This is a genomic window from Microtetraspora malaysiensis, assembly GCF_050947145.1.
Lineage (GTDB): Bacteria > Actinomycetota > Actinomycetes > Streptosporangiales > Streptosporangiaceae > Microtetraspora_A > Microtetraspora_A malaysiensis.
The window spans coordinates 5,285,885-5,305,716 of the sequence record NZ_CP191998.1; the positions used below are offsets into that span (position 1 = coordinate 5,285,885).

General features: G+C 70.2%; 19 protein-coding genes and 1 pseudogene. 9 read left to right on the forward strand and 11 right to left on the reverse strand.

Annotated elements, in window-relative coordinates; all coding sequences use genetic code 11:
• Positions 1-15: 15 nt before the first annotated feature.
• Positions 16-723, reverse strand: coding sequence for a type 1 glutamine amidotransferase (locus ACQP1V_RS25075; protein ID WP_433412269.1), 708 nt, complete (start codon positions 721-723; stop codon positions 16-18).
• A 140-nt stretch (positions 724-863) separates the two neighbouring features.
• Here ACQP1V_RS25075 and ACQP1V_RS25080 point away from each other — a divergent pair, with 140 nt between their 5' ends.
• Positions 864-2,282 carry an acyltransferase family protein gene (locus ACQP1V_RS25080; RefSeq protein WP_433412271.1) on the forward strand — a complete coding sequence of 473 codons (1,419 nt, stop codon included), beginning with the start codon at positions 864-866 and terminating at the stop codon, positions 2,280-2,282.
• 112 nt (positions 2,283-2,394) lie between these two features.
• Here ACQP1V_RS25080 and ACQP1V_RS25085 read toward each other — a convergent pair whose 3' ends face one another.
• Positions 2,395-5,712 (reverse strand): beta-N-acetylglucosaminidase domain-containing protein, encoded by a 3,318-nt coding sequence (locus ACQP1V_RS25085; protein WP_433412273.1) that lies wholly within the window; start codon positions 5,710-5,712, stop codon positions 2,395-2,397.
• A 384-nt stretch (positions 5,713-6,096) separates the two neighbouring features.
• Between ACQP1V_RS25085 and ACQP1V_RS25090 the strand changes: the two genes are divergently transcribed.
• Genes ACQP1V_RS25090 through ACQP1V_RS25100 form a run of 3 tightly spaced genes read left to right on the forward strand, consistent with a single transcriptional unit; the run spans position 6,097 to position 7,077 of the window.
• On the forward strand, positions 6,097-6,510 hold the full coding sequence (locus ACQP1V_RS25090; RefSeq protein WP_387416418.1) for a ribonuclease domain-containing protein: 414 nt from the start codon (positions 6,097-6,099) through the stop codon (positions 6,508-6,510).
• 8 nt (positions 6,511-6,518) lie between these two features.
• Positions 6,519-6,893 (forward strand): barstar family protein, encoded by a 375-nt coding sequence (locus ACQP1V_RS25095; RefSeq protein ID WP_433412275.1) that lies wholly within the window; start codon positions 6,519-6,521, stop codon positions 6,891-6,893.
• Positions 6,877-7,077 carry a DUF6348 family protein gene (locus ACQP1V_RS25100; protein ID WP_433425933.1) on the forward strand — a complete coding sequence of 67 codons (201 nt, stop codon included), beginning with the start codon at positions 6,877-6,879 and terminating at the stop codon, positions 7,075-7,077. Before ACQP1V_RS25095 ends, ACQP1V_RS25100 begins: the two co-directional genes overlap by 17 nt.
• Positions 7,078-7,116: 39 nt before the next feature.
• Here ACQP1V_RS25100 and ACQP1V_RS25105 read toward each other — a convergent pair whose 3' ends face one another.
• Entirely contained in the window at positions 7,117-7,845 is a 729-nt protein-coding gene (locus ACQP1V_RS25105; RefSeq protein WP_433412277.1) for a helix-turn-helix domain-containing protein, read from the reverse strand.
• A 54-nt stretch (positions 7,846-7,899) separates the two neighbouring features.
• Between ACQP1V_RS25105 and ACQP1V_RS25110 the strand changes: the two genes are divergently transcribed.
• The gene (locus ACQP1V_RS25110) at positions 7,900-8,247 is read left to right on the forward strand and encodes a DoxX family protein (protein WP_285705483.1); all 348 of its coding nucleotides are present in this window, start codon (positions 7,900-7,902) and stop codon (positions 8,245-8,247) included.
• A gap of 13 nt (positions 8,248-8,260) precedes the next feature.
• Here the strand turns inward: ACQP1V_RS25110 and ACQP1V_RS25115 are convergent, their stop codons facing one another.
• Positions 8,261-8,869, reverse strand: coding sequence for a nucleotidyltransferase domain-containing protein (locus tag ACQP1V_RS25115; protein ID WP_433412280.1), 609 nt, complete (start codon positions 8,867-8,869; stop codon positions 8,261-8,263).
• A 155-nt stretch (positions 8,870-9,024) separates the two neighbouring features.
• On the opposite strand from ACQP1V_RS25115, the gene ACQP1V_RS25120 reads away from it, so the two are divergent.
• Positions 9,025-12,366 (forward strand): NACHT domain-containing protein, encoded by a 3,342-nt coding sequence (locus ACQP1V_RS25120; RefSeq protein WP_433412282.1) that lies wholly within the window; start codon positions 9,025-9,027, stop codon positions 12,364-12,366.
• Positions 12,367-12,435: 69 nt separating this feature from the next.
• On the opposite strand, the gene ACQP1V_RS25125 is transcribed toward ACQP1V_RS25120, so the two are convergent.
• The 5 genes and pseudogenes from ACQP1V_RS25125 to ACQP1V_RS25145 all read right to left on the reverse strand — a co-directional run bounded on the left by ACQP1V_RS25125 (position 12,436) and on the right by ACQP1V_RS25145 (position 16,572).
• Positions 12,436-13,083, reverse strand: a complete 648-nt coding sequence (locus tag ACQP1V_RS25125) for a hypothetical protein (protein ID WP_433412284.1) — start codon at positions 13,081-13,083, stop codon at positions 12,436-12,438.
• A gap of 127 nt (positions 13,084-13,210) precedes the next feature.
• Entirely contained in the window at positions 13,211-14,296 is a 1,086-nt protein-coding gene (locus ACQP1V_RS25130; protein WP_433412286.1) for a hypothetical protein, read from the reverse strand.
• 147 nt (positions 14,297-14,443) lie between these two features.
• Positions 14,444-14,797 (reverse strand): MmcQ/YjbR family DNA-binding protein, encoded by a 354-nt coding sequence (locus tag ACQP1V_RS25135; RefSeq protein ID WP_433412288.1) that lies wholly within the window; start codon positions 14,795-14,797, stop codon positions 14,444-14,446.
• A 13-nt stretch (positions 14,798-14,810) separates the two neighbouring features.
• Positions 14,811-14,984 (reverse strand): annotated as a pseudogene (locus ACQP1V_RS25140) (site-2 protease family protein); the annotation flags it as partial.
• A gap of 199 nt (positions 14,985-15,183) precedes the next feature.
• A complete protein-coding gene (locus ACQP1V_RS25145) occupies positions 15,184-16,572 on the reverse strand; it encodes an MFS transporter (protein WP_433412290.1) in 1,389 nt (462 codons plus the stop codon).
• Between the two features lie 95 nt (positions 16,573-16,667).
• Between ACQP1V_RS25145 and ACQP1V_RS25150 the strand changes: the two genes are divergently transcribed.
• From ACQP1V_RS25150 to ACQP1V_RS25160, 3 genes are all read left to right on the forward strand, one after another.
• Positions 16,668-17,225 (forward strand): TetR/AcrR family transcriptional regulator, encoded by a 558-nt coding sequence (locus ACQP1V_RS25150; protein WP_433412292.1) that lies wholly within the window; start codon positions 16,668-16,670, stop codon positions 17,223-17,225.
• Positions 17,226-17,305: 80 nt separating this feature from the next.
• Positions 17,306-17,485, forward strand: a complete 180-nt coding sequence (locus tag ACQP1V_RS25155) for a hypothetical protein (protein WP_433412294.1) — start codon at positions 17,306-17,308, stop codon at positions 17,483-17,485.
• Between the two features lie 17 nt (positions 17,486-17,502).
• The gene (locus ACQP1V_RS25160; RefSeq protein ID WP_433412296.1) at positions 17,503-18,186 is read left to right on the forward strand and encodes a CBS domain-containing protein; all 684 of its coding nucleotides are present in this window, start codon (positions 17,503-17,505) and stop codon (positions 18,184-18,186) included.
• A gap of 25 nt (positions 18,187-18,211) precedes the next feature.
• On the opposite strand, the gene ACQP1V_RS25165 is transcribed toward ACQP1V_RS25160, so the two are convergent.
• Positions 18,212-18,499, reverse strand: a complete 288-nt coding sequence (locus tag ACQP1V_RS25165; RefSeq protein WP_387416432.1) for a DUF1918 domain-containing protein — start codon at positions 18,497-18,499, stop codon at positions 18,212-18,214.
• A 317-nt stretch (positions 18,500-18,816) separates the two neighbouring features.
• Complete coding sequence (locus ACQP1V_RS25170) at positions 18,817-19,815, reverse strand: hypothetical protein (RefSeq protein ID WP_433412298.1); 999 nt, start codon at positions 19,813-19,815, stop codon at positions 18,817-18,819.
• Between the last annotated feature and the right edge of the window lie 17 nt (positions 19,816-19,832).

The following is a 19,832-nucleotide window of genomic DNA, read 5'->3' on the forward strand; positions in this document are numbered from 1 at the left end:
TCGTGGTCAGTACAACTAGGGACGTCCGTCTTTGACCACGGTGGCGAACCGGGAGGCCACCTCACTCCAGGTGGCCCGCGAGAGCGGGTCGTCGGTCACGGCGGCGGCGTACAGCTCGTCGAGATCGAGACCTTGCCGGCGAATGTTCTCGACGTCCCACTGCTGGATGCGTTCGGGCCTCGCCTCAGGGTGGAACTGCACACCCCAGGCACGGTCGCCCAGCCGGAAGGCCTGGTAGGGGCAACGTTCGGTCTCGGCCAGCCAGACCGCGCCCGGCGGCAGAGCCGTGATGGCGTCGATGTGGTTCTCGATCGCCGGGACAGCGGCGGGCAGCCCGCCGAAGACCACGTCGTCCGCCGTCTCGACCCTCATGGTGATGGACGTGCTGCCGCGCTCGGGCGCCCCGGCGTCGCCCTGGACCTTCCCGCCGCCGACCGCGGCCAGCATCTGCCCGCCGAGGCAGATGCCGAAGAACGGCACCGACCGGGCGAGTGCCTGATCGACGAGGGCGCGGGTGGCCGGCAGCCAGGGCGCCTTCTCGTCGTCGTCCGGCAGGTAACCGCCGCCGAGCACGATCAGGCCGTCGTGCTCCAGCCGCGACGGGAGGGCGGACCCGTCGAAGGCGGTGACCACGTCGACGGCGACCCCGGCGGCGTCCAGCCATTCCCCGAACCGCCCGGGGCCTCCGTCCGGATCGTTCTGTACAACAAGCACACGCGGCATTTCTGGCATGAGGCCCGACTCTATCGCTCCCGCCCGATCTTTCCCGACGACCGCGACGCCCCTCCACGTCGACTCCGCGCCCGACGCCGCAGGACTTCCGTCTGCCGATACCTCCACCTCTGCGGGGGAACAGGCAGGACATGGGCACCGCGTTGCGAGAGGTCCGGCGGCTCGCGGAACAGACGCCGCCGTCGCGGGAGCGGTTCATCGACCTGCTGCGAGCCGTGTCGATCGTCGCCGTGGTCCTCGGGCACTGGCTGGCGACGGTCGTCGGCTACGACGAGCACGGCGAGCTGACCGGCAGGTCGGCGCTGCCGGACCTGCCGTGGGCGCAGCCGCTCACCTGGCTGGTCCAAGTGATGCCCGTGTTCTTCTTCGTCGGCGGGTACGCGAACGCCGTCTCCCTGGCCGCGGAGCGACGCCGCGGAGGGAAGGCCGCCGAGTGGCTGATCAAGCGGAGCGGCCGGCTGATCCCGCCGACCACGGCCCTGGTGCTGGTGCTGGGAGGCGGCGCGTTGGCAGCCCGCCTGTTCGACGCCGACCCCGCCCGGGTTCGCATGGTGGTCTGGCTCGCCTCGATCCCGTTGTGGTTCCTCGTGGTCTACCTGATCGTGGTCGCGCTCACCCCGCCGATGTACGCCCTCCACCGCCGGTACGGACTCGCCGTCCCGTCGGTGCTGGTGGGGCTCGTCGCCGTCGGCGATGTGGCCCGGCTCCTCGGCCATGGCTTCTGGGGTAACGGCAACTTCCTGTTCGGCTGGCTGGCGATCCACCAGATGGGCTTCGCCTGGCGGGACGGGTCGTTGCCGGCTCGCCCTCGCGTCGCCGTGCCGCTGCTGCTCGCCGGGACCGGCACGCTGCTCCTGCTCACCCTCGTCGGCCCCTACCCGATCAGCATGATCGACGTGCCCGGCGAGCGGCTGCACAACATGTCCCCACCCAGCCTGGCTCTGCTGGCGGTCGCCACCGCCCAACTCGGGGTGGCGCTGCTGCTGCGGGATCGGGCCGAGCGATGGTTGCGGCACACCCGGCGGTGGATGGCCGTGGTCGCCGTCAACTCGGTGATCATGACGATCTTCCTCTGGCACATCTCCGCCGCGATCCTGCTCGCCGCCGCGCTGGACGTGGCGGGCGTGCTCCCGACTCCGGAGGCCGGATCGGCCGCGTGGCTGGCCTGGAGGATCCCGTTGCTGGTCATGTTCAGCGCCGTCCTCACGCTGCTCGTCGCGATCTTCGGCCCGATCGAGATGCGCGGCGCCCGACGGCGCCGCCGGCTCTCGCTCTCACTCCGGACGCCGGCCGACCTGGCCCGCCTGGCGTCCTGTCAGGTCTTCCGGCTGTGGCTGGCCATGGCGGGGTTCGCCGGGGTCGCCTTCGCCTTGCTCTCCAACAGCCTGTGGCCGAGCACCGCTCCGACCGTGTCCGGAATGCCGGCAGTCGCGCTGATCACCTACCTCGTCTGCGCGGCGGTCCTGCGGCTGCTGCGTTCGACGCCTCCTGCCACGGAGACCGGATCGCGCCCCACCCCCCACGCCACTCCTCCGTCCCGTCTGGTCTGACCGCGCGAACGCGGGGCCTGGGCAGAGCCCTCCGTTTGGGACGCGATCGCGCACGACGGCGGGCACGGCGCCGGCCACGATCATCTGATCGACCGCGGCCGGCGCCGGTAGATCAGGCGGCTGCGTGTACCTCCACCTCCCACAGCGAGTAGCCCCACGCCAGCGCTCGTTTGACGCCCTGCACGCGCAGGTGGCGGGTGGAGTTGGCCTGGTCGATCCAGATCTCGTCCACGCCGCCGTCGCCGTCGGTCACCTCGGCCAGCGGAACCCAGGTGCGGCCGTCGGCCGACGACTCCACCCGGTAGGCCGTGCCGTACGCGTCCTCCCAGCGCAGGACCACCTTGCCCACGTCCACCGCGGAGCCGAGGTCAATCGTCAGCCACTCGGCGTCGGTATAGGCGGACGACCAGCGGGTGGCCAGGTCGCCGTCGACCGCGTTCCCCGCCGCGAAGGCGGTTCCACCCTCGACGCTGGAGGCCGTGACCGGCCGCCCCTTGGCGAGGTTGGCCTCGGCCACCGCCCGGTGGGCCGTGACCGCGACCGTGGTCGTCACCCCGGCGAAGGAGATCTCCAGCGTGCCGGAACCCGTGGGGGTGAAGGCGACGGGCGCGATCAGCTCGCCGCCGCGCGGCAGCGTCATCTCGCGGTCGGCCGGGAGCTTCCACCCGGCCGGGCCCTTGACCGACAGCGCGCCGGTGACGGCGGCGGCGCGCCGGCTCGTGGCGCTGAGCGTGAGCGTCGTCTCCTTCCCGATCATCGCGTCCAGCGCGGCGGGAGCGGCCGAGAGCACCGCCGCCGGCACGTCGCCGTACCTGGGCACGATCTCGGCGATCTTCGGCGCGGCGCTCCCTGCCGTCCACGCCAGCCTGATCGCGTCGGCGGTCACGTCAGCGGGATCGAGTTCGGTGTACGGCCCGGCCAGCTTGCCGATCGGCTGCCACTGGCCTCCGGTCCTGACCTGCACCTCGGCCTCGCCGGTGCCGAGGACGATCACCCGGTCGATCAGGCGCTCTTTGGAGAGCGTCACCTGCAGGGCGTCCCCGGCGGCCGGAGCGTCGGAGGCGGTCCAGGCGGTGCTGAGGTTGCCGTCGGCCGCCGCCTGCGGGTTCGCGCCCGCCGGGCTGCCACTGACGGTGAGCCGGGTGACGTCGTCGCCGAGGGTGGCCACCTGGAACTCCCGCACCACGAGCCAGTAGTCGCTACCGCCGGTCGCGCGGTAGCGGACGTAGCGGGCGCGCGCCCCGGCCGGGGCGGTCGCCTTTACCTCGGCGGTGGTGCCGGTGGCGAGACCGGTCCAGGCGACGCCGTCGGTGGAGTACTCCAGGACGCCGTCGTGGATGAAGTCGTTGGGGCTGCCCGGCTTGCCCATGAGAACGGCCACGTCGCCGATGGACTTGATCGCCCCGAGGTCGACGCTCACCGCGTCACCGGCGCCTGGGGCGTTGTTGCTCCAGTAGAAGGTGTCGAGGTCGCCGTCGACCATGCGGTCGGGGGTGTTGTCGGCATACGTCCCCAGCGTGCTGGACGCGGCCGGCCGGTCGGCGACCACGCCGATCCAGCGGTCCAGTTCGCCCAGGGCCTGGGTGATGAAGCGGTCGAGGACGCCGTCGCCGATGCGGGGGAACGTCGTGGAGTGTGGGGCGCGCGGGTCGCGGATGGCCTTGGCCGCCGCGATGAGGTCGAGCGCATCCTGCCGCGCCCCGACCGCGGCGGTGCCGTCGCCCGCCCGGACCACGTCGAGGACGTCGAGGGCCTTGAGCATGGCCTTGGCCCACAGCTCGGTGGCATTCAGCCAGGATTTGGCCTCCTCCAGGAATGGCTGGTCCTTCACCCCGGCGGCGATGGTGGCGGGGGCGGCCAGCAGGCGCTCGGCGTAGGCGCGCAGCGTGGTGGGTTTCCCGTCGCGCCAGGCAGGCCAGAACTCCTCGACCGCGGCGGCCAGTGCCGGGGCCTGCTTGTGGTGGACGGTGCCGTCGTAGCTGCTCAGGTCGGCCACATCGCGTAGCGCGGAGACGAGCTTGTCCGAGCCGGAGGCCACCTCGTCCAGGGCGCGCAGCCAGGACGCCTTGGCGTCGTAGACCGGGTCGTTCCATCCGAAGTCAGCGAAGGAGTACAGGGCGATCTTGCTTACCGCGGCCTGATTCATCGGGTTGGAGATGATCCCCGCCAGGTGCTCGGACAGTCCGGGCTCGCGCCCGGCGTAGTCGGCCATGGACAGGCGGCCCGGGTTGTAGTCATTGACCGGGTAGTTGTCCCAGACGAGAATCTCGTGGCCGAAGACCTGTCTGGCCGTGGCCGCCTGAGCCTTGGTGATCGTCGCGGGGACGACGCCCATGCCGGTCCAGTGCACAACGACCTTCGGGTCGAGGACCTCGCGCAGCGCCTTCTTGTACGGCGACTCGGAGGCGTCGTAGTACTCCGTCGGCACCATCTGCAGTGGCGCCACGTCGCCCTTGGCCGTGGCCCACGCCTGGGCGGCGTTGATCAGCTCGCTCTGGGCCCGCCCGGCTCCGGCCCCGCCGGGGTTGCCGTACTTGGCCCGGTCGCCCTCGCAGCTCCAGCGGCCGGCGTCGATGTCGTCCATCGGGATGGTGAACGAGCGCCCGCCGAGCGCGTAGACGGCCTCGAACTTGGCCAGCAGCGCCTGCACGTCCTGCTGGCTCGTGTAGCAGATCGACAGACCTGGCGACAGGGCGAAGGTGAAGTCGACGTGGTTCTCGCGGGCGCGGGTGATCAGCTCTCCGAGCTGGGCAAGCTTGTCCGGCGGATACGGATCGCGCCACTTGTCGCGATGGTAGGGGTCGTCCTTGGGCGCGTATTCGTAGGTGTTCATCTTGTGCGCGCCGAGATAGCTCAGGTGGTCCAGACGGTCCTGGTGCGACCAGGGGGTGCCGTAGAAGCCCTCGATGGAGCCGCGGTAGCGCATCGTGGGCCAGTCGCGCACCTCCACGCCCGGCATCCAGTCGGCGCCCTGGCGACGCTCGATGAGCTGGCGCAGGGAGAGAGCGGCGTAGTAGGTGCCGTCGGCGTCCACGCCGTCGAGCACGATGACCTTGTGCCCTCCGCTGTGCCCGGCCGCGAGCACGTACCCCTCGGCCGGCAGGCCATCGGCGTTCTTCACGCCGAGCCCGTCGAGTGCGGCGTCGCCGCCGCCCAGGTAGATCGTGACCGGGGTGTGCGGGTCGTCGCCGTCGGTGGCGACGACCCGCTTCACGCCCGCGTCGGCGAGCGTCTGCCGCACGTGGGCCTCGGCGTACTGGTCGCCGCCACTGGTACGGACCAATCCGACGACGGGGGCGACGGGGAACCCGTCGGATCGGGCTTTCGCCTGCTGAGCCGTGGGGGCCACGGCGACGGGGGTGGTCTCGGCTTCGGCGGCCGTGGCGGCGTTGACGGGGCTGATGAGCAGAAGGGATGCGGCGAGGGTCACGGCTAAGGGACGGCTGGGGGGCACACGGTCTCCTCTGAGTGCACATAACCGCCCGAATGCGCATAAATGCGCACCGGATTGCCCATATGAGATCACCCTAATCACAACCGGTCAATACCAGTTCATCATCTGATCCTCGGCCGGTCCGTACCAGTGTCCCGCCGCGGGGCGGTCGGCATGCGATCGGCCGAAACGCCCGGACATCGCCAGACCGCGATCGCAATGAGGGTAACCAGCTTGGTCCGGCGCCCGTCATCAAGCGTGCGGAGGTCGTCGAGGCGGAGAGTTCACCATCCCTTTGGTGGCTTTCGTCTTTATTAATACGAGGTGAGCGGTGATCCTGACGGTTGTCGGCCCGTGTCGCATCTCCCGTAAGGAGGCTTCGTGCACACTCCCCAGCGCCGCCGACCTTCCTGGCCGGTCCGGCTCGCCATCGTGCTCGCCGCCATCGCGTCCCTGACCGGCGCGGTGGGCATCTCCCCCGCCAACGCGTCGGTCTACGGCTCCTGCACCATCTCCCGATGCTCCGACGCACGTTCGGCCGGCTCGATCTGGGCCGCCAAGGGGTACCCCACCAGCAGTGGGTGGTACTCCTGGCCGGACGGCAAGTACAACTACACTGGCGGACGCTTCTACAACCGTGAGGGTCAGCTCCCCAGCGGCGCCACCTACTACGAGTACGACGTGTACTCCCGGGCGCAGGGCGCCGCGCGCGACGCGTACCGGATCGTCGTCAACCGCAGCACCGGCGCGGTCTGGTTCTCGCCGAACCACTACACCGACTTCTACAGGCTCTAGGACCTCCCATGACAGGCGCACGTCCGCTGCCGCGTTGGCTGACGGTGACCACCGATCCGGCGCCGGCGATCGTCGACGGGCGAGCGTGCCGGACCCGTGCCGCCTTCTTCGAGGAGGTGGCGCGGGCCCTGCGCTTCCCTGAGTACTTCGGCCGCAACTGGGACGCCCTCACCGACTCCCTGCGGGACGCGACGCGCGCGGGGAAGGTCACCCTGATCGTGGAGTACGCCGAGGAACTGCTCGCCGTCGAGCCCCCCGACCAGTTCGCCACCTTACTGGCCGTCCTGGCCGAGGCCGCCGACTCCGGGCTGACCATGACACTGTGCACCGACCCCGCCCACGAGGCCCTGCTCCGCCGGCGAATCGCTGCCGCCCTGGCATGATCCAGCGTTCTTCGGCGGCGGCCACGGTGCCGACGGATCGGATGAGACGGCCGAGGTACGCGTCGACGGCGTCCACCACGAGGCGGCCTCACGGGTGCTGGCCCATCTCGACTGGCCCCGGCCGGCCGACGGGATGTCCTACGCCCGGACGTTCATGCTGCTCGTTCACCACGAGCACTCCTGACCTGGATCATTGCGAGAATCCGCCCGTAGATCGCCATGATCAGGATCTGTTGAGCGCTGTGGCGTGCAGGGAGGCGGGCGTGCGCCCGACGAGGCCGCGCGCCGTACGGGCGAGATGGGCTTGGTCGGCGAAGCCCGCGGTGGCGGCGGCCATGGCCGCGGTGGTACCGGGGAGCTCGGCGATCGCGGCGCGAAGCCGTGCCCATTGGCGAAGGCGAGTGAGCGGGATGCCCACGGTCTGCCGGACGAGGGCGCGTAGCCGTGGGGCTGACAGGCCGACCTCGGCGGCGATGGCGGTGATGTCCGGCTCGGGACGGCTGGACAGCCGGACGGCGTGCGCCACTCTCGGGTCCAGCGGGGGTGGAGCCTGGGTGAGAGTGCGTAGCTCAAGGTAGCCGGAGGCCAGGTCCGCGGCGGTGCCGGGACCGCCCTCGTCGGCGGCGCCGAGCGCGGCGACAAGGCGGCGGACCTCGGCGGTGTCGAGCCGGATCGGCTCCGGGGTGGGGGGCAGCAGCCAGGAGTCGACGAACAACGCGACGTAGGGCGAGGTCGCCGCACAGGCGTGGGCGAGCTGGGGCGGGACGATCAGCCCGGCCGCGGTCACCTTGGGCTGTCCGGGGTGGAGGAGTTCGGCGTGGCCGCCGATCGGCAGCACGACCTTCCACGCGGGCAGCCGGTGACGGGTAACGCCGAACGCACGTGTCTCGGCGAACATCGTCGCCTCGGCGCCGGAGGCGTAGACGATGCGGCGATCGTTTTGTTCAAGCACCCAGGCACGGAATGTCGGAATCATCGCGCCATGAACACTATCGGTGCAGTTTGCTTGGCAATCTTCCTCATCGTGACGGGCGTCGCGCACTTTGTGGTCCCCGGATACTTCCGGACGCTGGTTCCCGCGTGGCTGGGCCGGGCGGGTCTGCTCGTGGCCGCCACGGGAGCGGCGGAGATCGTTGTGGGTGCGCTGGTGCTGGTCCCGGCCAGCCGATCAGCCGGGAGCTGGGCCGCCGCCGCCCTCATCACCGGCTATCTGGTGTCCCATGTGGACGCGCTGTGGCATGCGCGGGCGGACCGGCCCCGGAAGCTGGACCGACCCGCCGGCGCGCTGGCGCGGCTGGCGGTCAATGGTGTGTACATCGCCTGGGCGGTCGCGGTGGCCCGGTATACGGCCTGACCTGGGTGGCGGGTCAGGTACCGAGTCGTTCCTGCCACGGGTGCCGGCCATGCTCGGTCGCCAACGCCTCGCGCAGCCAGGCCGCCTGCTCCCGGGTCAGATAGGGCAGCACCTGCTCGAAGTCCAGTTCGTCCTTGGGGCGTGTGGCCCTGGCCTTGAACAGCAGTTGGATCTCCGGGGCGAGGCGGAGGAAGCCCTGCGTGGAGATGCTGACCGAGGCGAGCGGGCGGCGGATGCGCGCGTCACGCCGATAGACCCACTCGTCGCCGTCGGCCTCGTCGAGCATCAGCTGGAATCGCCACGGTCCGCCCGGGTGCTCACGCACCCAGATGTCGTGGACATGGGCCGGCAGCGGTTCGCCGACCGGCCACGGCCGCAGCTGTCCCGGCGGATCGGCCGCGTGCACATCCCAGTCGGCCAGCAACGCGCGTACCGCCGTCTGATCGCGGCGCAGGACATTGATGTCCACGTCTGCGTGCTCACGGAAAGAGCGGCCGACCGCCAGTTCGATCGCGTACCCGCCGCTCACCCACCACGGGGCAGCGAGCTTCTGAAACAGCGCGACAACCGCATCCAGCGGCGCCGCCTCCCATGGCCCCAACGGTGTCTCGATGCGCGGCATTGACTCATCATCACCCATGACCACAAGGCCGGCGAAGCGCTTCTATCCAGCAACTCCTCGAGAATCCGGACACCGTCCTGGAGCTGTCTGAAAGTACTACACCGGCATGCCCCGCCAAGGCAGGATCTTTGCGATACGCGATGACGGGAGTGGACATGCCAGGCATCGAGGCGGCGGTGGCGGGTGCGGGTAAGGCGATCGCCGAGCGGGCCGTCCGCGAGTGGCTCACCATCAGGGCGGCTGACCGGGATCGCAAGGCCGACCTCACCGAGCTGATCCGGGTCAGCTTCCGGGACCGGGTTGTCCGACGCAAACTCGAGCATCAGATCACCGGGGTGGCACTGGCCGTCGAGGACCGGCTCGGCGATCTGCTGGAACGGGAGTTCCGCGGGCTCGACGCCGACGCGCGCTCGGCCGTTCTGTTCGAGGTGGTCGACGCACTCCGCGCGGCGGACCTGACCGACACGGCGCTGCTGGCCACCGACGCGGACCCGGCCGCTCTGACTGAGCGGATCACGGCGGCGATGCCCGCGCCGAAGCTCGGTGCGGCCGAGGACCGGCTGTTCACGATCCTGCTGGCCGAGTGCGTGGAGTGCCTGGTCGGCATGGTGCGGGCGCTACCGCAGTTCCTGCCGCGGGCCGCGACCGAAAGCCTGACCCGGCTGAGCGGGCTGGCCGAGTCCATGGAGCGGCTGCTGGCCCGGATGCCGGTGCGTTCCCTGGACGCGCCGGAAGGCAGCCAGGACGACGTCGCCTTCGAACACCGCTACCTCGCGTTCGCCAGCCGGACGCTGGACGAGGTGGAGCTCTTCGGCGTGCGGGTGGAGAACTTCCGGCCGCGTACCTCGCTCAGCGTCGCCTACATCAGCCTCAGCGTCTCCACAGGCGAGCGCAGGCCGAGGGGGCAGTCGGGTCCGCTGGAGTTCGCCTCGCTCAGGGAGCACGCCGAGTCCAGGGACGGTACGCACCGCATCGAGTCGGCACTCGGCCGCTCGCGCCTGACTCTGGTGCGGGGGGACGCCGGCTCCGGGAAGAGCACCCTGCTGCGCTGGCTGGCGGTGACGGCCGCGCGCGGCGGATTCGCGGGCGACCTGGCCGACTGGAACGGCTGCGTGCCCTTCGTCATCAAGCTGCGCAGCCATTCCGAGGGCAGGTTCCCGCCGCCGGAGTCCTTCCTGGACGACATGGCCCTGGAGGTCGCGGGCCAGATGCCGCGCAACTGGGTCGAACGGGTGCTGGCATCCGGCCGCGGCCTGCTGTTGGTGGACGGCGTGGACGAACTCCTGGTGAAGCACCGCTCCGCCGTACGGCAGTGGCTGACCCGCCTGCTCCTGCTGTACCCGGCGCTGCGCGTGGTGGTCACCTCCCGGCCTACGGCGGCGGAGGCCACCTGGCTGGCAGATGAGGGATTCTCCTCGGCGCTGCTGGAGCCGATGGCGGCCGAGGACCTCCGTGAGCTGGTACGGCAGTGGCACATGGCCATGCGCGGCTGTCCGAGCCTGCCGTGCGAGGCCGACGAACTGGAGGAGTACGAGGGCTCGTTGCTGGCCCGCCTGGAGAGCAACCCGCACCTGCGCATGCTGGCGTCCACTCCGCTGCTGGCCGCGATGCTGTGCGCGCTCAACCTCGACCGGCGCAGGCACCTGCCCCGCAGCCGGATGGGGCTGTACGAGGCGGTGCTGGCGTTGCTGCTGGAGCGGCGGGACGCCGAGCGCGGCATCGAGGACGAGGTGGCGCTCGATCCCGAGCAGAAGGTCTGGATCCTGCGGGACCTGGCCTGGCGGCTGGTGTCGCTGGGGCGTTCGGAACTGTCCAAGGCCACCGCCCGGAAGCGGATCGAACAGAAGCTGCGGGCGATGACGCGGATGCCGTACCCGGCCGAGGCCGTGCTGGAACACCTCCTCCGGAGGAGCGGCGTCCTGCGCGAGCCGATACCGGGACGCGTGGACTTCGCGCACCGAACGGTGCAGGAATACCTGGCCGCGGGACAGCTTGTGGAGGACGAGGACGTCGAGCTCGCGGTCGAGCGGGCGCACCTGGACCAGTGGCGTGCGGTCGTGGTGATGACCGCCGGCCATGCGACCGGCGGGCTGCGCAGGGAGCTGCTGGCCGGCCTGCTGGATCGGGCCGACCAGGGTGGGCGGTACGCCCGCCGGCTGCGGCTCCTGGTGGCCTCGTGTTTGGAGACCATCCAGGAGATCCCGCTCGATTTGGGAGACCGGGTGGAGGCGTGCCTGGAGTCCGTCATCCCACCCAGGAACGAGGAGGAGGCCCGGCTGCTGGCGGCTGTGGGCGAGGAGGTGCTGAAGCGGCTACCCGATGATCTGTCGCACCTTTCGGGCAACCAGGCCGCCATGGTGGTCCGCACGACCTGGCTGATCAACGGGACCGGAGCCCTGGACAAGCTTGCCCACTATGCCGCGGACGGACGTCCTCCCGTCCAGAAGCAGCTCATCGCCGGCTGGAAGTACTTCGACGCGGTGCGGTATGCCCGCCACGTCCTGGCCGATGCGCCACTGTCCGAGCGGGTCTACCTCAACAGCCCGCGCCTGTTGCGCGGACTGCCGTACCTGCGGCGGGCACGGCATCTGGCGATCGACGGGGCCTGCCCGGTCCCCGACCTCGCCTTCCTCCGTGGCACGTCCGAGTTGCGAAGTCTGGAGATCTACCACGCCGCGTTTCCGCACCTGACGGAGGTGGGGTCGCTGGACAACCTGGAAGAGCTCTATGTCCAGTTCCACGCACCCAAGCTCCTCGAGGCCACCCCGTTGAAGCGGCTGCGCAAGCTGAAGAACCTCGGACTGAGAAATGTACTGTCAGCGGGCGGCCTGGACTATCTCGATGAGATCGCCAGGCTGAGCGAATTGTCGCTGAGCTTCTCGGACTGGCCAGACGACCCCGTGGATCTCCGCCCGCTGAGCAGACAAAGCGGCTTGAGACGGCTGGCGCTCATGGGCGTGGGCCAGCCGATCGACCCCACGATGCTGCCTCCCCTTGTCCGCGACTTAATCCTGATGAACGTGGACGGCATCACAGGCGGGCTTGCCGCCATCGCGGATCGCTTCCCCGATCTGGCCCGCCTGTACGTCATCGAGGTCCCAGGCGCGTTCGATCTGGCTGAGCTATCGCCGGTGCCCCTGCACACGCTCCAACTGGAGAACCTGACAGATCTCACCGGCTTCGACGTTCTCGCTCGCCAGCGGGAGCTGCGTTTCCTGCATCTCCATGGGCTCCCGATCTCGGACCTCACGCCCCTTGGCGGACTGCCGAACGTGCGGATCCTCAGCGTCACTGATTGCCCCCGCGTCACCGACCTGAGCCCGCTGGCACGCATGCCTGCCCTGGAAGACGTACGCCTCCACCACACTGGCGACCGGCTCGACCTGGCCCCTTTCGCGCACCGCCACCGCCTCACCATCCAGGTCGCCGCCGACCAGGAGGTGCTGAACGAGCACCGGCTCCACTCGACGACCCAAGTCCGGCGCTCTCCCGCGTGATGCGATTCCGAAGGTGTGGCGGGACTCCGCGGCCGCCGCGCGCCAGTCCGGCTGTGCCGTGCCGTCAGATCAGCTGGATTCGCACAGCCTCTTGAGCTCGGCCATGTCCGTGTTGATATCCGCGATCACCTGGTTGGGATCGCTGAGGACCATGCCGGTCAGCCGGAAGTTCAGCTCCTGGAATTCGGCGGCCAGCCGGCTGATCGTCGCCCCCACCACTCCTTGCGCGTCGAGGCTGGCGCCCATCAGGTCGCTGTACGTCTGGCGAGCCGCGGCCGCCTGGCTGCTGCGGGTGGTCCCGGCGTTCCGGCGGTATGCGGCCAGCGCCGTCGCCGTCTCGTCGCAACCGCCGGGCGGGACCGCTGACAGCGGGGAGGAATCCGAGACCACTCGAGTTGGGCTGGGCACCGGCGGCTCGGGCGTGCTGGACTCGGGCGCGCTGGACTCGGGCGCGCTGGACTCGGGCGACGGGCTCGGGTCCGGCGGTGGGGACCAGGTGGTGACCGGATCCGGTTCCGGTGACGAGGGCTGCCGGGCCGGCGTGGCGACTACGGGGTCGGTCTGGGTCTGCGGAGGCGGGTCCGGCGGCGCCAGGTAGGCGACCAGCGCGACCACGGCGGCCGCCGCACCCGCCAGAGCGCTCACTGCCGCCCAGTTCGGGCGCGAGCCGGCTCCTCCACCCGCCGTCGGCCGCCGCGCTGATCCGTTCTCCGTCATGACCTCATCGTGGCCGAGCCGCCAAGCTCGGTCCAGGATGCCTCCCGACGATCTTCCTGAACGGAACTTACCCATAAGGGCGGTGAAGCGGCTTCGGGCGGCCGGAGCGGGCATGGAGCCCGATGACTCATGCCCGGTGCGGCAGGTTCCACAGATGAAGGGTGGTCTGGTCTTTGGAGACCGTGTACCACGCGGCCTGCCCCGCTGATCGGGGAGATCCTGCGACGGGGAAGGGGTAGGCAATCCGGCCGCGCACCACTATCGCGCGTGGGTCGACAAGCCAGTGACGGGGGACGTCCGCGTGGTACTCGGTGCCGACCACGGCGGTGTCGTCGTACGGGAACGCCGCCTCGTAGTCCCACCGAACGCGGTCGTCCTCGCTTGAGGGAGGCGGCACGGCTCCCTCGGCGTCCAGATGCCGCAGTTCGATGCCATCCTCCGCCCGGTGCAGGTAGAGGGACCACTGCCCCAGATCCGTGGTCAGGAAGTACTCACCGGACGGGCTCACGGCGAGGAGGACCTCCTCGACGAACCGCTGGACAGTGAGCCTCGATCCATCCCAGTGTCCCCACAGCACGGGCGAGTCCTCTTCGCCCTCGCCGACCGTTAGCCCCATGTACGCCGGGTTCGGATGGGGGAAGTGGCCGGAGCCCGATCCCACGGTCATCGTCTCGGCCCGGGTCAGCACCGTGCCGTCGGCGGGGTCGAGGATCAACCACTCCTCCTTGGTGTCGCACCCGGCGTGGTTGCGGATGTGGGCCCAGAAGAGCTTGCCGTCCGAGGAGAATGCCGCCGAGCCGCTGTCCGCGTGGCTGTGGTGGTAGTCGTCGGCATACTCGGAGAACGAGGCATGGGCCTCGGTGCACACGGCGGCGGACCAACAACCGTGCCGGACCTCCCACCGCACGGCGCCGGTCGACTCCACGGCTCGTAACGCGTGCACGCCGGCGAACACGGCGAGATCACCCGTGGGAGAGACTGTCACCGAGCCGTACCGGCGGGGCCAGGGCGCGGGGAAGCGGACCTCCCTCCCCTGCCCGTCCAGGTCACGGACGGCCAGCTCGGTGTCCCCACGCTGCACCAGCAGCCTGCGCCCAGGCCAGTGCAGCACCTGTGGGCCGTCCGCCGTCGCGGGGTCGAGCGGAGCGACGGCGGTGGCCACGAGACGAGCGGCGAACTGGCTGGAACCCCCATGGACAGCATCGTTTGGCACGGCCGTATGGTTTCACACGCCTCGGATGGCGCAGGTGGGCTGGATTCACCCGCTTTGTCCGCGCCGCCGCATCCCGCAGGTGTGTAGCGCCCACGTCACGCTGCCGACGCCCGTGGAGGTCTTCCCCTTCGCCTGCCCCCTGCCCGTTCATGGCAGGCGGGCGACGAGTGTCTTGGGGGCGATCTGCCGGTAGGCGTCGGTCACGATCTCCCCCATTTCGTCCCAGTCGAGGTCGGGAACGTCCAGATAGACGCCGACCCACCCGCGATGCCCCACATACGGCGGCCGGAAGAACCGCTCGGGGTCTTCTCGCAGAAGCTCCTCCTGCGCGCCGGGAGCGGCCGCGCACCAGAACGCCAGCCGGTCGTCATGGTGATGGTCGGCGAACATCACGAACATCTTCTTGTCCCTGACGAACCACGTCGGCTCACCGTGGCTGAGCCGTTCCGTGGTCTCCGGCAGGGCGAGACAGAGCTCACGCAGCCGTTCCAGCGCTTGCACGGCAGGCCTCCTCATCGGTCTCGCCCTTGCGCCGTGACCAGGCGGTCGGACCGAAGCCGACCATGTACTGGGTCACCCGCACGCCGAAGATCTTCGCGGGCACGAGGTGGCCGATCTCGTGCAGCGCGATGGAGAACATCAACCCCAGGAAGAAGACGACGATCCCCACGACATAGAGCCAGTTCATCGAGGCGTGCTCCGGAGCAGACGAAACGGGGACCGAACGACCCGGCCGCCCAGAGTAGTAGAGATCACCGCCGCGCATGGCGACAAATTCTCCGAAAGCATCGGGATTTCCGTCGGGGTCGGCGTGGGCGCCGAAACCTCCGCCAAGGTTCGCGGACACCCCACCTAAGGGATGCGGCGCCCCAGCTCGTTCGGGTCTGTCATGCGACGCGCTCCTTCGCGGCCGCGTCGACACGGGTGCTGTCGCCGACGGCGCGCGGCAGCAGCTGGACGAGCCCGGCGATGGCCAGCGCGACGGCGATCAGATAGATCAGCCCGTGCTGGAACGCCTGGCCCGCGCCGTCCGGCAGGCTGCCGTAGAACACGATCCCGACGATGCCGACGCCGAGCGCCGACCCGACCTGCTGGGTCGTCGTGAGCACGCCGGCCGCCGACCCGGCGTGGTGCGGCGCGACCCTGGCCAGCACGGTGCTCATGATCGGCGCGAGCGCCAGCCCCATGCCGAACCCGTCGACGACCAGCGCGGGCACCAGGCATCCGACCGCCGCTTCCGCGGCCACCATGACGAGCAGCACCGCCAGGCCGGCGGCCCTGACCAGCCCGCCCAGGGCGATCGCCTGGCGGCCGAGCCGCGCGACGAACCTGGGCGCGAGCAGGGAGGCCGCCAGGTAGCCCGCGCCGATCGGCGCGAAGAGCAGGCCGGCCTGCAGTGCGTCCAGCCCGACGCCTCCCTGGACGTACAGGGCGAAGATCAGGAAGTAGGCGGCCATGCCCATGGTGAAGGCCAGTTGGGTGAGCAGGCCGGCGGTGAAGGCCCGCTCGCGGAACAGGGTCAGGTCGATCAGGGGCGACTCGTGCCGTCGCCGGCCGTAGGCGGCGAAGAGCGCGACGGCGGCGGCCAGCGACAGCCAGGTCCAGAGCGGCCAGCCCTGCTCGCGCCCCTCGATCAGCGGCAGCAGAATCGCGACCAGGGCCAGCGTGACGAGGGCGGTGCCGCCCAGGTCGAGCCGTGCGGACGTGCCGGAACGGTTCTCGGGGATCAGCCGGCCGGTCAGGGCGAGCGCGGCCACCCCGATCGGCACGTTGATCAGGAAGCAGGCCCGCCAGCCGAGCCCGAACAGGTCGGCCTGGATCAGCGCGCCGCCGACGAGCTGGCCGAAGACGGCGGCCAGTCCCATGGTCATCGCGTACGCGTTGAGGGCCCGGGCCTGGGCGGGGCCGCTGTAGACGGTTCGCAGGATGGCGAGCACCTGTGGCGTGAGCGCCGCCGCGGCCAGGCCCTGCGCCAGGCGGGCGGCGACCAGCGTGCCGGCGTCAGGGGCCAGGCCGCAGGCGATCGAGGCGAGCGTGAAGAGGGCCATTCCGAGGGTGAACATGCGACGCCGGCCGAGGAGGTCGCCGAGCCGCCCGCCGAGGACGAGCCCGGACCCGTAGGCCAGGCCGTACCCGGCGACGACCCACTCGGTCGAGGCGGCGCCGGCGTCCAGGTCGGCCTGGATGGCGGGGATGGCGACGTTGACGATGAAGAAATCCAGGATCGTGATGAACACACCGGTCAGCACGAGGGGCAGGGTTCCCGCCCGGGGCATGGCGACTCCAGTAGATAGAACGATCGGTATATGCGGAGAGCAATTAGATAGAATGGGTGGTCCACTGTCAACTGCCTGCCAGGATCGGATGCGTGATGAGCAGACCGGGACCCCGCGAACGGCTCCTCGAAGCCGCGAGCGATCTGACCTACGAGCAGGGCGTCCATGTCGGAGTGGACGCGATACTCAAGCGGGCCGACGTCGCCCGGCGTTCGCTCTACCAGCATTTCGGCGGCAAGGACGGGTTGATCGCCCAGACGCTGCGGGAGGCCGGCATCGACGCCCGCTACCGCCGGGTGATGGACGACGCCGGCGACAACCCCCGGGAGCGGATCCTGGCCGTCTTCGACGAGCTGGAGAAGGTCACCACGACGCCGTCGTTCCACGGCTGCCGCTACACGGCGGCCGAGCTCGCCCTCACCGACCCTGCTCATCCCGCCCATGCCGAGGTCCGCGCATACAAGGATGAGCTGCATCGCATGTTCGCCGCCGAGCTGCGCCGCCATGGTCACCCGGGGCCCGATTTCGGCGCCGACCAGCTCCTCGTGCTCATCGACGGGGTGCTGGCGCACGCCGTGACCCGCCCCGACGCCCATCCGGCGCTGGCCGCGCGGGCCATCGCGGAGCACGTGCTCGATCAGCGAACGGACTGAGCGAACGCGTTTCTGACACATTTAAGCCCCCGCGTCGGCGATATCACCCTGTTCAGGGGCATCACCTCCAATGACGGCTCATGCATACGACCGGCGGCGGCGAAGGTGACGATGGCCCGACGAGCGATTTCCTGCAGCGGTTCCACCCGCTCGTCTTCGGGATCGAGGTCGGCGACTTCGGCCTCGACGCCCCCGTCACCCCGCCCGTCCGGGCGGCGCTCCGCGAGACGGCCGACGCCATACGGCAGCGGCTCAGCTGAACTGGAGGGAGGCGGTCGTGCACAAGAAGGTGCGGGATGTCATGACCCGCGAGGTGGCGTCCGTCAACGGCAGCACCCCGTTCAGAGATGTCGCCGAGGTGCTGATGACACACGGGGTGAGCGCGGTCCCCGTCGTGGACGGCGAAGGGCACGTCATCGGCGTGATCTCGGAGGCCGACCTGCTGCGCAAGGAGGAGTTCAGGGAACAGTTCTACCAGGAGGGCTACCAACCGCCGCTCCGCGTGCGACTCCAGGAACACCTCGGCGGGCGGGACACGGCGGAGAAGGCCCGCGGACACACCGCGGCCGAACTGATGACCGCTCCCGCTGTCACGGTCAGGCCGTACACCAGCGTCGTGGGCGCCGCCCGGGTGATGAGCCAGAAGGGCGTGAAGCGACTGCCCGTCGTCGACGACGACGGACGGCTTGAGGGGATCGTCAGCCGGCACGACCTTCTCAAGGTCTTCGTCCGCGGCGACGACGACATCGCCCGGGAAGTGCGCGAAGAGATCGTCGACAGCGCCCTGTGGACGGACACCTCCGGCGTCCACGTCCTGGTGGCCAACGGCGTCGTAACCCTGGGCGGCCGGATGGAACGTCACAGTGATGCGCGGATCCTGGTGCGAATGGCCGGGCGGGTCAACGGGGTCATGGAGGTCGTCGACAAACTGGGATGGGTAGAAGACGACCTTCCCGGCTGAGCCACACCGCCCACCCAGTTGCCGATCACCCGTCGCTGTCCGAGTGCCGCTGATGCCCGGAGCCCGATCCAGGCCCTGTCCGGATCGGCTGCGCCCCTCCACATCGCACTGATCCGGCCGAGCCAGTTCGCCGATGCTCGATGCGAGCGTGCGGGCCGGGAAACACCAGGACTTCACGCTCCTCATCGAGCCAGCGGACGACATATGGGGGCGAGCCGTCGGGGTGACGCAGAGCAACGATGATCCCGACGTGATTTGGTTTGTCTGCTCTGGTGCTTTCGAGAACCAGTCGATCCCCGACAGCTGCTTTCATGACCGCTCTCCTCGGTTCCAGCCGGGGCGCGGGCCGCGGCCAGTTCCGTTGCTGTTCTCCGGGGCCAGATGGTCCTCGGGGCCGCGTCGGTGTGGCCGACGCCCGAGGCGCCGGCGCGCCTCCTCGCACTCCATCTCACGTCCTGACGGCGCCGCCCCCCAGAGGCGAAGGTCCCTTCGGGGCGGCCATCGACCTGCTCGGGTGTACAGGCTGGCCGCTGCCGGTGGCCAATCCGTCCCGCACGCTGCTCACGCGCGGGCTGCCGCCGACGTCCAGGTTGAGTTGTCGGTCTTTCACTCGGTTTGTCACCGACGTCGTCAGTGGCACCCCATATCGCCCGCGACCTTGTTCAGAACGGCGCGTTTGATCGCCGCGTACTCGGCGTCGGAACCTGAGGCGAATACGTGCACGAACCTGGCGGCGCCGCCGTCGCCGCACACCAGACGTGTCGCGGCGTCGCGGTCGTAGCGGAGGTCCTCGCGCGTCAGCTCCAAGGGCCGGCCAGGCGACACCCGCACGGTGGCGCGAACGCCGTCCGGCGAGAAGGCGTTCAGAATCGCCTCGTCGTGCAGGACGACAGCCGAGAACAGACCCAGGTCGTGCTCGTCGTCGCCCTCGCCGAGGGCAGTGCACCGGGCGACAGGGCCCTCGCCGAAGACGCCGAGCTGCGCCAGATCACTGTTCTTCTTCCGCACGGTCACGGGTAGCTCCACCCCGCAGGGTGATTCGCCCGGGGCGAGGTGTACGGCCTCCATCCCGGACCAGTCGAAGGTTCCGGGATCGGGGAACGGCGTGCCGCCGCACTTGGCGATCCTCGCGTTGCCGACGGCGAGCAGGGTCTTCGCGGCGAAGTCCGCGGCGCCGCGCCGCTCCGACGCCGCGCCGGGGACGTTGACGTTCACGAGTTCGTTCCCGCACGGGGGCAGATAGAGCCAGCCGTCGACGCGGTCGCCGCCGGGCTTGATCATCCCTGGCAGGCCGTGGCCCAGCGGGACGATGCCGCGCGTCCACCACAGATGGGTCTTGAGTGGCGTCTTCATCACGGTGGTCCTGAGCCCCCAGTCGCCGGTCTCGACGGTGCACTCCGCGTCACCCCATTGGTCCTCCCCCTCGGTGACCTCCCAGGACGTGTCGCCGGGTGGGGCCGCTTCCGACAGCAGGGACCGGTCGATGGAGTTCCAGCACGACCGGTCCGGCAGCGCGCCGCTCCACGGCAACGCCCGGTTCACCGTCCCACAGGCCGCCGCGAGCAGCGCCACCGTCCCCAGCGTGACCGCGGTCCACAGAGCTTTGGTACGTCGGGTGCTGCGGCCCATGTCTCCCCATTGATCCG